The sequence below is a fragment of the Vibrio kanaloae genome (genome assembly GCF_024347535.1).
Classification (GTDB): domain Bacteria; phylum Pseudomonadota; class Gammaproteobacteria; order Enterobacterales; family Vibrionaceae; genus Vibrio; species Vibrio kanaloae.
The window spans coordinates 2,690,187-2,705,175 of sequence record NZ_AP025497.1 but is presented as its reverse complement, the minus strand read 5'-3'; the positions used below and the strand labels follow the sequence as shown (position 1 = coordinate 2,705,175).

At 43.6% G+C, this 14,989-nt stretch carries 9 protein-coding genes and 1 tRNA gene; 6 read left to right on the top strand and 4 right to left on the bottom strand.

Going from position 1 to position 14,989, the window contains the following annotated elements; all coding sequences use genetic code 11:
- Positions 1–338 precede the first annotated feature (338 nt).
- The 4 genes from leuO to ilvN all read left to right on the top strand — a co-directional run bounded on the left by leuO (position 339) and on the right by ilvN (position 6,035).
- Positions 339–1,298, top strand: coding sequence for a transcriptional regulator LeuO (gene leuO, locus OCV24_RS12180; RefSeq protein WP_017055989.1), 960 nt, complete (start codon positions 339–341; stop codon positions 1,296–1,298).
- Positions 1,299–1,531: 233 nt separating this feature from the next.
- Positions 1,532–3,340 carry an AMP-dependent synthetase/ligase gene (locus OCV24_RS12175; protein WP_017055990.1) on the top strand — a complete coding sequence of 603 codons (1,809 nt, stop codon included), beginning with the start codon at positions 1,532–1,534 and terminating at the stop codon, positions 3,338–3,340.
- A 459-nt stretch (positions 3,341–3,799) separates the two neighbouring features.
- On the top strand, positions 3,800–5,539 hold the full coding sequence (locus OCV24_RS12170; protein ID WP_077679934.1) for an acetolactate synthase 3 large subunit: 1,740 nt from the start codon (positions 3,800–3,802) through the stop codon (positions 5,537–5,539).
- Between the two features lies 1 nt (position 5,540).
- Complete coding sequence (gene ilvN / locus OCV24_RS12165; RefSeq protein WP_004735875.1) at positions 5,541–6,035, top strand: acetolactate synthase small subunit; 495 nt, start codon at positions 5,541–5,543, stop codon at positions 6,033–6,035.
- A gap of 675 nt (positions 6,036–6,710) precedes the next feature.
- Here the strand turns inward: ilvN and pykF are convergent.
- Entirely contained in the window at positions 6,711–8,123 is a 1,413-nt protein-coding gene (pykF, locus tag OCV24_RS12160; protein ID WP_017061403.1) for a pyruvate kinase PykF, read from the bottom strand.
- A 429-nt stretch (positions 8,124–8,552) separates the two neighbouring features.
- Here pykF and OCV24_RS12155 point away from each other — a divergent pair, with 429 nt between their 5' ends.
- Both OCV24_RS12155 and glmS read left to right on the top strand, forming a co-directional pair.
- Positions 8,553–9,323, top strand: a complete 771-nt coding sequence (locus OCV24_RS12155) for a DeoR/GlpR family DNA-binding transcription regulator (protein WP_029626931.1) — start codon at positions 8,553–8,555, stop codon at positions 9,321–9,323.
- A 101-nt stretch (positions 9,324–9,424) separates the two neighbouring features.
- Positions 9,425–11,257 (top strand): glutamine--fructose-6-phosphate transaminase (isomerizing), encoded by a 1,833-nt coding sequence (gene glmS, locus OCV24_RS12150; protein ID WP_017055996.1) that lies wholly within the window; start codon positions 9,425–9,427, stop codon positions 11,255–11,257.
- A gap of 104 nt (positions 11,258–11,361) precedes the next feature.
- Here glmS and OCV24_RS12145 read toward each other — a convergent pair whose 3' ends face one another.
- From OCV24_RS12145 to rpoD, 3 genes are all read right to left on the bottom strand, one after another.
- Positions 11,362–12,630 carry an O-acetylhomoserine aminocarboxypropyltransferase/cysteine synthase family protein gene (locus tag OCV24_RS12145; protein WP_150878662.1) on the bottom strand — a complete coding sequence of 423 codons (1,269 nt, stop codon included), beginning with the start codon at positions 12,628–12,630 and terminating at the stop codon, positions 11,362–11,364.
- Positions 12,631–12,834: 204 nt separating this feature from the next.
- Positions 12,835–12,910, bottom strand: a tRNA-Ile gene (locus OCV24_RS12140).
- Between the two features lie 165 nt (positions 12,911–13,075).
- On the bottom strand, positions 13,076–14,917 hold the full coding sequence (rpoD, locus tag OCV24_RS12135; protein WP_017055998.1) for an RNA polymerase sigma factor RpoD: 1,842 nt from the start codon (positions 14,915–14,917) through the stop codon (positions 13,076–13,078).
- Between the last annotated feature and the right edge of the window lie 72 nt (positions 14,918–14,989).

The window sequence follows — 14,989 nt, the reverse complement described above, 5'->3', positions numbered from 1 at the left end:
TGGTGTTTTTGATTGTACTGGTTAAATAATTCATGACTTCAATGTGTGGTGGAAAATGTAGCCAAACGATAGAACAGCTAAATAAGTAGCAATGATACTCATAAACACAGTATTTTATGTTTTTTTATAATTATTCAATTATTTGATTTTTAAGCACTATTTAATTGTGGAGGTAAAATAAAATTATTCTTTATCAATCTTGTTGTTAGCTCGATATGTATTGGTTAATAGTAGTGGTAATTCGAAAAATATCGATATGATAAATATAAGAACTGGTGGTTATCTATTCCCACACTATTACCAATTTAACGCTGTCGAACTGACCAGAGGCAATTTGAATGTTAGAGAAAAAAGACGCAATGAGTGCAATTGCAAGCTACAGAATGGAAAGCACACTTCGTGGAGTAGATTTAAACCTTTTGACTGTATTTGATGCCGTAATGCAAGAGCAAAACATTACGCGTGCAGCTCATAATCTAGGAATGTCTCAGCCTGCTGTAAGTAATGCGGTTGCTCGCCTAAAAGTGATGTTTAACGACGAACTATTCATGCGCCAAGGTCGTGGTATTCAACCGACTCAACGTGCTCGTCAATTGTTTGGCCCAATCCGTCAAGCGCTGCAGTTAGTGCGCAATGAATTACCAAGCTCGGTATTCACTCCAGAATCGTCTTCTCGTTTGTTTAAACTGGCAATTTGTAGCCCTTGTGATATGCGTTTTGCTCCTAAGATCATGTCGAGAATCCATGGACAAGCGCCTAGCGTTAAATTGCACATGGATGCCGAATTTGATCGTCAGCTCTCTGAGCGTATGCGTTACCAAGAAATCGACTTCGTGATTGATTACGCTCGTTTTGATGAGCAGGGCTTCTCAAGTACTGAAATCTTCCAGGATGAGTTGGTTGTTGTTGCATCTGTTTCTCACCCTCGTATTAAAGGTGAAGTAACAGCGGCTGAGTTACTTAATGAAAAGCACGCTAAACTGTCTCGTATTCATGGTCAACGTAGCTTCTCAGAGCAAGCGTACCGTGACCTAAATTGTATGCCTTTTTACGAAGGTACGAGCTTGAGTAACGTTCTATATGTTGTTGGTCAATCGGAACTTGTCACGATTGCTCCACGCTGGATGGTTGAACATGCAGCGAATAAAGAGCAGCTGCAGATCCTAGACTTCCCATTCAATAATGCAGCGATTTCTGGCTTCCTTAGCTGGCATGAGTCAAGTGAGAAAGACAAAGGACACATTTGGTTACGAGATCAGTTAATGATGATCTGTGGCGAAGTCGTGGCACTTAACTAGCATTAATGCCTATGATTTATCAGCCCTAAGCTAGGAGTCTGGCTTGGGGCTTTTTTGTACCTACTATTTTTTGTTGATAGGGCTTATGTTAACAGTGAGCTTATGTTGATAGAAAACTTAGCGTGAGACGTACTATTACTGATAACTTTGAGCTTCATCAGTTGCCTTTTCCATGATCAGAGGTACACTTGTGCGCTCAAAAAAGCTTACAGGTGTAAGCCAAAGGTAAAGAGATGGCCAATTTAGATTTTCATATCGTAAAAAGACTGCGTGACCAAGTAGCCCAAGGCGGCAACCGTATAGCTTTGAAGCATAAAGTAGACAATGTATGGCAAGGTATTAGCTGGGAACTGTTTGGACAACAAATCGATACGCTTTCATTAGCACTATTGGCTCAAGGACTGAGAGTTCAAGATAAGATCGGTATCTATTCAAACAATATGCCTCAGTGGACAGTGGCAGATTTTGCCTCTTTACAAGCCCGTCTTGTGACCGTTCCGATTTATCCAACCAACACCGCGGCGCAATCTTCTTACATTATCCAAAATGCGGATGTGAAGATCTTATTTGTTGGCGAACAAGTTCAGTTTGATGCGGCAGTGAAGCTCTTTGATGAATGTGAACAACTTGAAGTCGTTGTTGCTATGTCTGACAATATCGACCTTCAAAACCACAGCTTTGCTGTCTCTTGGAAAGAGTTCATGGCTCGCGGTGTTGAATCACAGCAAGCTGAACTTGATACTCGTCTTGCCGATGCAAGCATGGACGACTTACTGACCCTTATTTATACCTCTGGCACCACTGGCCAACCAAAAGGCGTAATGCTTGATTACACCAATATTGGCTACCAACTAGAAGGCCACGATGAGCGTCTTAGTTTAACGAAAGACGATGTCTCATTGTGTTTCTTACCTTTATCACACGTATTTGAGCGCGCTTGGACTTTTTATGTCCTTTATAAAGGCGCAACCAACTGTTACCTGCAAGACACCATGCAAGTTCGTGATGCGTTGAGCGACGTTAAACCAACGGTTATGTCTGCGGTTCCTCGCTTCTACGAGAAGATCTTTTCAGCGATTCACGAGAAGGTATCCAAAGCACCGTTTATCCGTAAAGTGCTCTTTACTTGGGCGGTGAACATGGGGGCTAAACTCTCTGTTTGTCACCAAGAAGGTCGCACGCCATCGTTGCTTCTTAAGAAGAGTCATGCGCTAGCCGATAAGCTTGTACTATCTAAACTACGTGCATTGTTAGGTGGCAACATCAATTTCATGCCATGTGGCGGTGCGAAGCTGGATGAAACCATTGGTCGTTTCTTCCATGCTATCGGTATCAACGTAAAACTTGGCTACGGCATGACAGAAACCACGGCTACAGTATCGTGTTGGGATGATCGTTGCTTTAACCCTGACTCTATTGGTATGTCTATGCCGGGCGCAGAAGTAAAAATTGGTGCTAAGAACGAGATTTTAGTGCGTGGACCAATGGTGATGCGCGGTTACTATAAAATGCCAGAAGAAACGGCAAATACTTTTGACGAGCACGGCTTCCTGAAAACGGGTGATGCGGGCCATTTTGATGAAAACGGTAACCTGTTCATTACCGATCGTATCAAAGAGTTGATGAAGACCTCTGGCGGTAAGTATATTGCCCCACAAGTGGTTGAAGGCGCGATTGGTAAAGATCACTTTATCGAACAGATTGCTGTTATTGCTGATACACGCAAATTTGTTTCTGCATTGATTGTGCCTTGTTATGACTCGCTAGAAGAGTATGCCAAAGAGCTTAATATCAAATATCACGACCGCGTTGAGCTGGTTAAGCATCACCAAATCGTCGAGATGCTAGAGAAGCGTGTGAATGACCTGCAACAAGAACTGGCTAAGTTTGAGCAAGTGAAGAAATTCAAACTACTGCCAAAAGCGTTTTCTATGGATGATGGCGAGCTGACCCCAACTCAGAAATTGCGTCGTAAGGTTATCAATGATAAGTATCAAGACGAAATCGAAGAAATGTACACTGAAAAGCCGAAAGATAAGTAGTTTTCTACTTAGATAAATTTTCAGTTGTTTAAAAATCCCCCTACGAATTTGATTGCATTTTTAGGGGGATTTTTGGATCTATAGACTCTGTATAATGTGCGAAAGCGCACATCAATAAGGCTGTTATTTATCGATAAATAGCGATCTTTTTAAATATTAAGTGCTTTTTTTTTATTACCCATAAGTGTTTTAAACTGGTTGTTGAGCTTGGTTTGGATTTTATTTGTTGTTTTCAGCTAATAGTTGGTTGTTTGGCACAGTTGACGAATAATAGTGGTTAGACCCGATGATAATAAAGCGTTAAAGTTGTTTCGTATTACTGTTTGTTGTTATCACGATAGACAGACATAGCCGAAAAAGTGGAAGTATTTCGAATTAGGCTACGAATAAGCCCTAGACTATGAAAAACCAGACCAACATGTTAACCAAATGTGATTGGAAACTGGTGAGGAGAGCAATATGACAACAAAACCTGAAACAGCCATGTTATCCGGAGCTGAGATGGTGGTGCAGTCTCTAATTGAAGAGGGTGTAGAACAAATCTTTGGTTACCCAGGTGGTTCTGTACTTGATATCTATGATGCCCTGCATGCTAAAACTGCTGAAATTAAACACGTATTAGTACGACACGAACAAGCCGCGACCCATATGGCCGATGGTTATACTCGTTCTACCGGTAAACCCGGTGTAGTACTTGTATGTTCTGGTCCTGGCGCAACCAATACCGTTACTGGTATTGCTACGGCCTACATGGACTCAATCCCAATGATCGTTATTTCTGGTAACGTACCAAATAACCTTATTGGTAACGACGCCTTCCAAGAGTGTGACATCGTGGGTGTATCCCGTCCGATTGTTAAACACAGCTTTTTAGTAAAGAAAGCGGAAGACATTCCAGACGTCGTTAAAAAAGCATTCTATATTTCAACGACAGGACGTCCTGGTCCTGTGGTTATCGATTTGCCAAAAGATATCCTAAATCCACAAATCAAACTTCCTTATGAATACCCAGAAACCATCAAAATGCGTTCGTACAATCCAACGCTTACTGGGCACAAAGGGCAGATCAAGAAGGCATTAAAGGCACTTCTTGAAGCGAAAAAACCGGTACTTTACGTCGGTGGTGGTGCTGTTATTTCTGAGGCAGATAAGCCGCTGTTAAAATTAGCAGAGGCACTGAATTTACCTGTGGTAAGCACCCTAATGGGGCTTGGCGCTTTCCCTGGCACTCATAAGAACTCTTTGGGTATGTTGGGCATGCATGGTTTGTATGAAGCCAATATGGCGATGCACAATGCCGACTTGATCTTTGGTATTGGCGTACGTTTCGATGATCGAACGACCAATAACCTAGATAAGTACTGCCCTGATGCGAAGATCATGCACATTGATATCGACCCATCTTCTATCTCTAAGAACGTAAAAGTGGATCTGCCGATTGTAGGTTCAGCAGAGAAAGTATTAGAGAGCATGGTTAATCTGCTTGTTGAGCAAGGCGGAACCAACGACGCGCAAGCGATGGAAAGCTGGTGGAGCGAAATCAAGCAGTGGCAAGATCGTGATTGCTTAGCGTATAACAAATCTTCTGAGCGCATTAAGCCACAACAAGTTATTGAAACACTGCATAAAGTAACTAATGGCGATGCGTATGTTGCTTCTGATGTAGGCCAACACCAAATGTTTGCTGCATTGTATTATCCATTCAATAAGCCACGCCGTTGGATTAACTCGGGTGGCCTAGGCACGATGGGCTTTGGTCTACCTGCTGGAATGGGTGTTAAGTTTGCGAAGCCAGATGAAGAAGTGGTTGTAGTAACCGGTGACGGTAGTATTCAAATGAACATCCAAGAGCTGTCGACTGCGCTGCAATACAATATCCCGGTTAAGATTATTAATCTTAATAACCGTTTCTTAGGCATGGTAAAACAGTGGCAAGACATTGTTTATCAAGGTCGTCACTCTAACTCATATATGGACTCTGTTCCTGATTTTGCTGCTATCGCTGAGGCTTATGGCCACGTTGGTATGCGCATTTCATCTCCGGATGAACTGGAATCAGGTTTGGAAAAAGCACTGGCGATGAAAGACCGTTTGGTATTTGTCGATATCAGTGTCGATGACACCGAGCACGTATACCCAATGCAGATCAAAGGCGAGGGTATGGATAATATGTGGCTAAGCAAAACGGAGAGAACATAATATGAGACACATCCTTTCACTATTAATGGAAAACCAACCCGGTGCACTTTCTCGTGTGGTTGGCTTGTTTTCTCAGCGTGGCTACAACATCGAGTCTTTGAACGTATCTCCAACCGATGATCCGACGCTGTCTCGTTTGAACGTAACCACTAACTCGAGCGAAATGCAGCTTGAGCAGATTCAGAAACAGCTGCATAAGCTAATCGACGTACTTAAAGTACAAGAAGTGTCTGAACTTGAGCACATTGAACGTGAACTGTTGATGGTAAAAGTACGTGCGAGCGGCTTTGCTCGTGCAGAAGTGAAGCGTACCGCTGATATTTTCCGTGGCCAGATTGTGGATGTGACGGCTTCGCAGTATACGGTGCAAATGGCCGGTACCAGTGAGAAGCTGGATGCTTTCATTCAGGCGTTGTCTGAAGTAACGGAAGTACTTGAAGTGGCTCGCAGTGGGGTTGTTGGCATCGCACGTGGTGAACGAGCGTTAAAAGCATAAACAAGAATTATTTAAGAGATAATGTTAAAGCCGCTTTTTTAAGCGGCTTTTATTTTGTCAACTTTGTCACTTTTCTATCTGAACAAAGCAAGATACTGCTGTTATTCCATGTACCTTGCCCCTTTCTAAGCAGCTCTAAAGTAAGAGCAAGAGCCAGTTGCGCCTCCTAATATTTTATTAGGAAGGGTTTTTATCCATATGCTACGGTTTTTGTAGGATTAGACTAAAGTCTAATGCTGATGATAATTTGAGCTAAACTGAAAAATAAGGAAACGAGCTTGCTTCACATTGCACCGTATTAAATGGTGCAACAAATTAGAGTGTTTATTAGATGTAAGAGGACGACACCGGTAACTTAGTTTAACTAGTTAGCTATATTTATCAACAGCTTGAAAGGTAGCTTTCGAATTAGGTGAGTTGGAGCAAGAGTTTGAGGATCATACTGTCTGGTTAAAAGAGGCGTGGTATGTTTGTCGATTTTTTAGTGAGGTTAACCATAGGCACATTAGTCATTCTTGGCTTTCAACTAAGTGCACTGTACTTTTTACCTATGGTTGTGCTGCTCAATACACATCATAAAGAGTTTTTTGGGTGGTAGTTCAGTCGTCATGCTGGATGCAAAAAAAACGGAGCTATCAGGCTCCGTTTTTATATTTTATGCGAATCGGTTCATTCTTATAGAACGTGAACAGATGCTGTGTTTGTAGTGCCAGAAGCGACTAGAGCACCAGAAACCATCACTACGATGTCGCCTTTGTTACCTAGGCCAGATTGTAGAGCGATTTCTTTACCGTTGATGTAAAACGCGTCTGTGTTCTCGATAGAGTCAACAAGAACTGGCTTAACACCTTTAGTAAGAACTAGCTGTGCAGCTGTCTTTTCGTTAGTTGTTAGAGCAAGGATGTTTGCAGTTGGGAAGTACTTACGTACTGAACGTGCAGACTTACCGCCTTCAGTTGCAACAACGATTAGAGGAGCAGCTAGCTTCTCTGCTGTGTCTACAGCGCCTTTACATACTGCTTCAGTGATGCGTAGACGTGGGCTGTCTAGACGAGAACCTAGCTCAGCTTTAAGAGCTGAATCAGTACGGTTCGCGATTTGAGCCATGATAGTAACAGCTTCAACTGGGTACTTACCTTTAGCAGTTTCACCAGAAAGCATTACTGCATCAGTACCATCCATGATTGCGTTCGCAACGTCACCCGCTTCAGCACGAGTTGGACGTGGGTTGCTGATCATAGAGTCAAGCATTTGAGTTGCAGTGATAACCATCTTACGTGCACGGTTACACTTCTCGATCATCATCTTCTGAGCGAAGATTACTTCTTCAGCTGGGATTTCAACACCTAGGTCACCACGAGCAACCATGATGCCGTCAGAAGCTTCAAGGATTGAATCGAAGTTATCTACACCTTCTTGGTTTTCAATCTTAGAAATGATGTGGATGTTCTCGCCGCCGTTAGCGTTTAGAAGCTCACGGATTTCTTTAACGTCTTCTTCTTTACGGATGAAAGAAGCAGCAACGAAATCTACGCCTTGCTCACAACCAAACTTAAGGTCAGCTTTGTCTTTCTCAGAAAGAGCTGGAAGTTGAACAGAAACGCCAGGAAGGTTAACACCTTTGTTTTCGCCTAGAGCACCGTTGTTAAGAACTTTACACTTAACTTCAGTTTCTGTTGTTGCGATAACTTCCATTTCGATTAGGCCGTCATCAACAAGGATAGTGTTACCCGCTGTTAGGTCCTTAGCGAAACCTAGGTAAGTTACTGCTACTACGTCTTTGTTACCAACAACTGTTGCGTCAGTTGTGAAAGTGAACTCTTGACCAGCTACTAGATCTACGTCGTTACCATCTTCAAGTTTGATAGTACGGATTTCTGGACCTTTAGTATCTAGAAGGATAGCAAGTTGCTCACCTTTGTTTTCCATTACTTTGCGGAAGTTCGCGATACGAGTGCCGTGCTCTGCGAAATCACCGTGAGAGAAGTTAAGACGCATAACGTTCATGCCAGCATCTACTAGTTCAGTTAGCTTCTCTACAGATTCAGTTTTAGGGCCAATCGTACATACGATTTTGGTCTTTTTCATGGAAGGTACTCTCCGGTAAGTATTGTTACAATTTGAAATTTATTTAAGTTCTGAAGATTGGTCCGCTACATCAACATTTTGTGCCTGTTGAGTAAAAGCGCGGGACTTTCAATATGTCCTTCAGAGTTGTAAGTCTTTCATCAATTTTAGTCATTTTATGACCAAAAGATTTTGATTCAACATCGGGTTTCTGTGACTTACGCCAATATATCAGGGGTAAGTTGCAAAAAAATAACGGTCAGTTCTGTAATTTTTTTTCTTTTAGGGTGCGGATTCTACCACCTAATGAGTTCAATATCACTGCTTAACAATTGTCTTAGGACAAGGTTTTATCTCTATTTATTAATTTTTTAGATCAAAATAAATGGACTAAATGGTTTCGTTGTAATTATAATATGTTTCATATCGAAACTTTGTGGCTTTTATTTAATGTCGAAACGAAACACTCAGCTCAGAAGGCATGCGATTTCTAACCTAGTGAATGAAAAAGGGGAGGTTAGTGTTGATGAATTATCCGCTAAGTTTGAAACCTCAGAAGTCACGATTAGAAAGGACCTTGCGTCTTTAGAGAAAAACGGTCAGCTTTTACGCCGTTATGGTGGTGCGATTTCTCTTCCGAAAGAAGTTGTGAACGAAGAGCTAGGTCAACAAGTTTCGACTCGAAAGGTTTTATTAGCAAAAGCCGCTGCAGATTTAATTCGCGACCATAACCGTATTGTTATCGATAGCGGAAGCACTACTGGCGCCCTAATTCAGCAACTCAATAGCAAGCGTGGTTTAGTGGTGATGACCAACTCATTGCACGTTGCTAATGCGCTTAATGAACTTGAAAGTGAACCGACATTATTAATGACGGGTGGTACTTGGGATACCCATTCGGACTCTTTCCAAGGAAAAGTCGCGGAGTCTGTACTTCGAGCTTACGATTTTGACCAGCTGTTTATCGGGGCTGATGGTATCGACCTAGATAGAGGCACAACTACGTTCAATGAATTGGTTGGCCTGAGTAAAGTTATGGCTGAAGTGTCACGAGAAGTTATTGTGATGGTTGAGTCGGAAAAAGTGGGGCGAAAGATCCCTAACTTAGAACTGGCATGGGAACACATCGACATTCTGATTACCGATACAGACTTAGGCGAAGAATCCCAAGCATGTATTGAATCACATGACGTTCGAGTGATCTTAACCGATCCAGCTTAAAAACAAATTTTAAGTATTTACCTTCCTATTATTGATCTTAATAAAGATATGGCCTTTGCTTGCTGCCAATAGGAATAAAACAAAATTGATGGAGTAAAAATATGTGTGGAATTGTTGGTGCAGTAGCACAGCGTGATGTAGCTGAGATTTTAGTAGAAGGCTTACGTCGCCTAGAATACCGAGGTTATGACTCCGCGGGTGTGGCTGTGGTTGATAATGAATCCAACTTAACTCGTGTACGCCGCCTTGGTAAAGTACAAGAGTTAGCCGATGCAGTAGAAGAGCAACACGTGACGGGTGGTACGGGGATCGCTCATACACGTTGGGCGACACATGGTGAACCATCTGAAGCGAATGCTCACCCACATATGTCTGGTGATATTGCTGTTGTGCACAATGGCATTATTGAAAACCATCAAGCACTACGCGCTATGCTACAAGAACGTGGTTACGAATTTACTTCACAAACCGATACTGAAGTTATCGCTCACCTAGTTGAGTGGGAACTTCGTACATCGGCTTCTCTCGTTGAAGCGTTGCAAAAAACAGCAAAGCAGTTAGAGGGGGCATACGGCACGGTAGCGGTTGATCGTAAAGATCCTAGCCGTATCGTTGTTGCTCGTTCTGGTAGCCCTATTGTCATCGGTTTTGGTGTGGGTGAGAACTTCCTAGCATCAGACCAACTTGCACTGCTAAGCGTCACTCGCCGTTTCATGTACCTAGAAGAAGGTGATGTTGCTGAGGTTACTCGTCGTGATGTCACGGTATTTGATGTTGCGGGCGAGCGTGTTGAGCGTGAAATCGTAGAATCAAACGCTGAACATGACGCTGGTGATAAAGGTCAATACCGCCACTTCATGCAAAAAGAGATCTTCGAACAGCCAACCGCGCTGATCAACACAATGGAAGGTCGTATCTCTGAAACTTCGGTTACCACTAACGCAATTGGTGTTAAAGCTGAAGAGATCCTAAGCAAAGTTGAACATGTTCAGATCATCGCATGTGGTACGTCTTATAACTCAGGCATGGCTGCGCGTTACTGGTTTGAATCTCTAGCGGGCGTAAGCTGTGATGTAGAGATTGCTTCTGAATTCCGTTACCGTGATTTCGTTGTTCGTCCGAACAGCCTATTGGTGACTCTGTCTCAGTCTGGTGAAACGGCGGATACGCTTGCTGCACTTCGTCTTGCAAAAGAGAAGGGTTACATGTCAGCAATGACCATCTGTAACGTTGCAGGTTCTTCGCTGGTTCGTGAGTCTGATTTTGCCTTCATGACTCGCGCAGGAACGGAAATCGGTGTTGCTTCTACTAAAGCTTTCACAACTCAACTAGCAGCGATGCTGATGATGGTAACGTCAATTGGTCGTCTACAAGGTCGTATCAATGAAGAGAAAGAAGCGGAAATCGTTCAAGCACTTCACCAACTGCCTGCTGATATCGAGAAAGCATTAGCGTTTGATAAAGAAATTGAAGCGCTAGCCCCTGACTTTGCCGATAAGCACCACACATTGTTCCTAGGTCGTGGCGAGTTCTACCCAATCGCAATGGAAGCGTCTCTTAAGTTGAAAGAGATCTCTTACATTCACGCAGAAGCATACGCTGCTGGTGAGCTTAAGCACGGTCCTTTGGCTCTTATCGATGCAGATATGCCTGTAGTCGTTATTGCACCAAGCAACGACTTGCTAGAGAAGCTGAAATCGAACGTTGAAGAAGTACGTGCTCGTGGCGGTCTACTTTATGTATTCGCAGACCAAGACGCTGGCTTTGAAAGCGATGAGAACATGAAGATCATCAAGATGCCTCACGTAAATGAAGTAACAGCACCTATCTACTACACAGTACCGATGCAGTTGTTGTCTTACCACGTGGCACTAATCAAGGGTACCGACGTTGACCAACCTCGTAACCTTGCGAAAGCGGTAACGGTTGAGTAATCGTTAGCCTATCTAAGAAAATTAGATAATAAGAAGCCCATCCTGTGATGGGCTTTTTTGTGCCTGTTAGCTAACGATCGGCGTTAGATCTAGCTTTAACGGCGTTAAGCATTAAGTGCTTGCTCTAGGTCAGCCAAGATATCGTCAATGTGTTCAATACCTACTGAGAGGCGAATCATCTCTGGTGATACACCAGCTTGCTTTTGTTCCGCTTCGCTTAATTGACGGTGTGTCGTCGAAGCAGGGTGGCAAGCAAGAGACTTGGCATCGCCAATGTTTACTAGGCGCTTGAAGATTTGCAGCGCATCATAGAAGCGAACACCGGCTTCATAACCGTCTTTTAAACCAAAAGATAGAATGGCCGATGGCTTACCTTGCATGTACTTTTCAGCAAGTGGATAGAATTCTGAATCAGGCAGGCCAGCGTAACTTACCCAACTGACTTTCTCGTGTTGCTTGAGATATTCCGCCACTTTCAATGCGTTCTCTGTGTGTCGCTCCATACGTAACGACAACGTTTCCAAGCCTTGCATTAACATGAAAGCATTCATTGGTGACAGTGCTGCACCTGTATTACGCAGGGGAACCGTTCTAGCTCGACCAATAAACGCAGCCTCACCAAACGCCTCAGTATAAACCACACCATGGTAAGAAGGCTCAGGCTGGTTAAACACAGGGAAACGATCTTTGTGATCTGCCCATGGGAATTTGCCTGAGTCGACAATAACACCACCCAACGTTGTGCCATGGCCACCAACGTACTTTGTTAGTGAGTGCACCACGATGTCAGCACCAAAATCGATAGGTTTACACAACACAGGCGTCGCCACCGTATTATCAACAATCACAGGTACACCTTGTGCGTGAGCAAGCTCTGCCACACGTTCTAAGTCGATGATATTACCTGCTGGGTTACCGATACTTTCACAATAAACCGCCTTGGTTTTTTCATCGATTAATGCCGCTAAGCTTTCTGGTTTGTCGTCCTTGGCAAAGCGAACTTCTATCCCTTGGTTTGGCAACATATGAGCAAATAGGGTGTAAGTACCACCGTAAAGCTGAGGCGTTGAAACAATGTTGTCACCGATTTGCGCCAAGGTCTGAATCGCGTAGTTGATCGCCGCGCTGCCTGCACTCACGACTAAGCCTGCAATCCCACCTTCTAAGGCCGCCATGCGTTTTTCCAGCACATCATTGGTCGGGTTCATTATACGAGTGTAGATATTACCTGGCACTGCAAGGTTGAATAGGTCGGCACCGTGTTGTGCATCATCGAACTCATACGCGACGGTTTGATAAATAGGTGTCGCAACTGATTTAGTTGTTGGATCGGTTTCGTAGCCGAAGTGAATCGAGAGTGTTTCGTCTTTCATGAGTCTTCCCTGAACTATTGAACGATTTGTGTACGCTCATATTGCCGATTTTTTTATAAAAGAAAAGTAAGCTTAGTCACAGAGAGACAATTGGAATTGTGTGCGGGACGATTCGTTTGTGGTTAGGAAGTGCAGGGCGCGATTGGTACTGAACCAGAAAAGCAAAAAGCCAGAGCAGTGTGAACTGTTCTGGCTTTTCTAATTTGGTGGCCCCTCCCAGATTTGAACTGGGGACCGAACGATTATGAGTCGTGCGCTCTAACCACTGAGCTAAGGGGCCGTATAGGGCATAGATTATAGGGGAACCGTTCAATGGTGTCTAGACTCTATCGGGGCCAATTCCGCTTACATCTTAGCCACTTAAATCATACAGGCACAAAAAAGGTGAGCCAACGCTCACCTTTTCTATTTTAAGCTTAAAAGCTAACCACATTAAAGCGTGTGATTATTCGTCTAGGAAGCTACGCAGAGTTTCTGAGCGGCTTGGGTGGCGAAGTTTACGTAGTGCTTTTGCTTCGATCTGACGGATACGTTCACGAGTAACATCGAACTGTTTACCCACTTCTTCTAGAGTGTGGTCAGTGTTCATGTCGATACCGAAACGCATACGCAGTACTTTAGCTTCACGAGGTGTTAGGCCCGCAAGAACGTCTTTCGTTGCACCGCGTAGGCTTGTTGCCGTTGCAGAGTCTAAAGGTAGCTCAAGAGTCGTATCCTCGATGAAATCACCTAGGTGCGAATCTTCGTCGTCACCGATTGGTGTCTCCATTGAGATTGGCTCTTTAGCGATTTTCAGTACTTTACGGATCTTATCTTCAGGCATTTGCATGCGCTCAGCCAGTTCTTCCGGTAGTGGTTCACGACCCATCTCTTGTAGCATTTGACGAGAGATACGGTTTAGTTTGTTGATCGTTTCGATCATGTGAACCGGAATACGGATAGTACGAGCTTGGTCAGCAATCGAACGAGTGATTGCTTGACGGATCCACCACGTAGCGTAAGTAGAGAATTTGTAACCACGACGGTATTCAAACTTATCTACGGCTTTCATTAGGCCGATGTTACCTTCTTGGATTAGATCCAAGAATTGTAGGCCACGGTTTGTGTACTTCTTAGCAATCGAGATTACTAGACGTAAGTTCGCTTCAACCATCTCTTTCTTCGCACGACGAGCTTTCGCTTCACCGATAGACATACGACGGCTGATATCTTTAATGCTTTGAACCGTTAGAGACGTTTCACGCTCGATCATATCCAGTTTTTGGATAGAACGACGGATGTCGTGCTCGTTACGTTTGATCTTTTCAGCGTATGGCTTGTCTGAAGCAAGAACTTCATCCAACCATGCTTCGCTAGATTCATTACCAGTAAATAGAGCAATGAAAGATTTCTTCGGCATTTTGCCGTACTCAACGGTTTGACGCATGATTAGGCGTTCTTGAGTACGTACTCGATCCATTGACGTACGAAGCTCATTTACTAGGTAGTCAAACTGTTTTGGCGTCAGACGGAATTCTTTGAATACGTCTTGCATCATTGTTGTTGCAAGTGTTGCTTTCGGGCTCTCGTGGCCGTATTCATTGATTGCTAGCTGACGGTTTTGATAGCTAGTACGAAGTGCTGTAAACTTCTCAAGAGCAAGTTCAGGATCGATACCTGTATCTTCTTCCTCTTCCTCGTCGTCTTCAGCGTCTTCTTTGTCTTCGTCTTCCAGATCTGTTTTAGCTAGCTCTGAACCGATGTGTGTTGCCGTTGGCGCTGCAGTGCCATCGTCATCAGGGTCAACAAAGCCATTGATCAGGTCTGTTAAGCGAATCTCTTCTGCTTGTACGCGGTCAAACTGTTCCAAAATGTATGGAATGGTGCCTGGGTACTCAGCAACAGATAGTTGAACCGTATTGATACCATCTTCAATACGTTTCGCAATGTCGATTTCGCCTTCACGAGTCAGTAGTTCAACGGTACCCATTTCACGCATGTACATACGAACTGGGTCTGTAGTACGGCCAATCTCGCTTTCTACGCTTGAAAGCGCAGCAGCAGCAGCTTCAGCTGCATCTTCATCTATATTGGCATCGTCATCATTCAATGCTAGATCATCAGCATCAGGTGCAGTTTCTACTACCTTAATACCCATGTCGTTAATCATTTGAATGATGTCTTCTACCTGCTCAGAATCCACGATTTCTGCAGGTAGGTGGTCGTTTACTTCGGCGTAGGTCAGATAGCCTTGTTCCTTGCCTTTAATAACAAGTAATTTAAGCTGTGACTGCGGATTTTGATCCATAGATGATATCCAACTTCAGGTCTGGTGAAGGACGTTGCATTCTCAAATGCAAACCAATTATGTTAACAAATT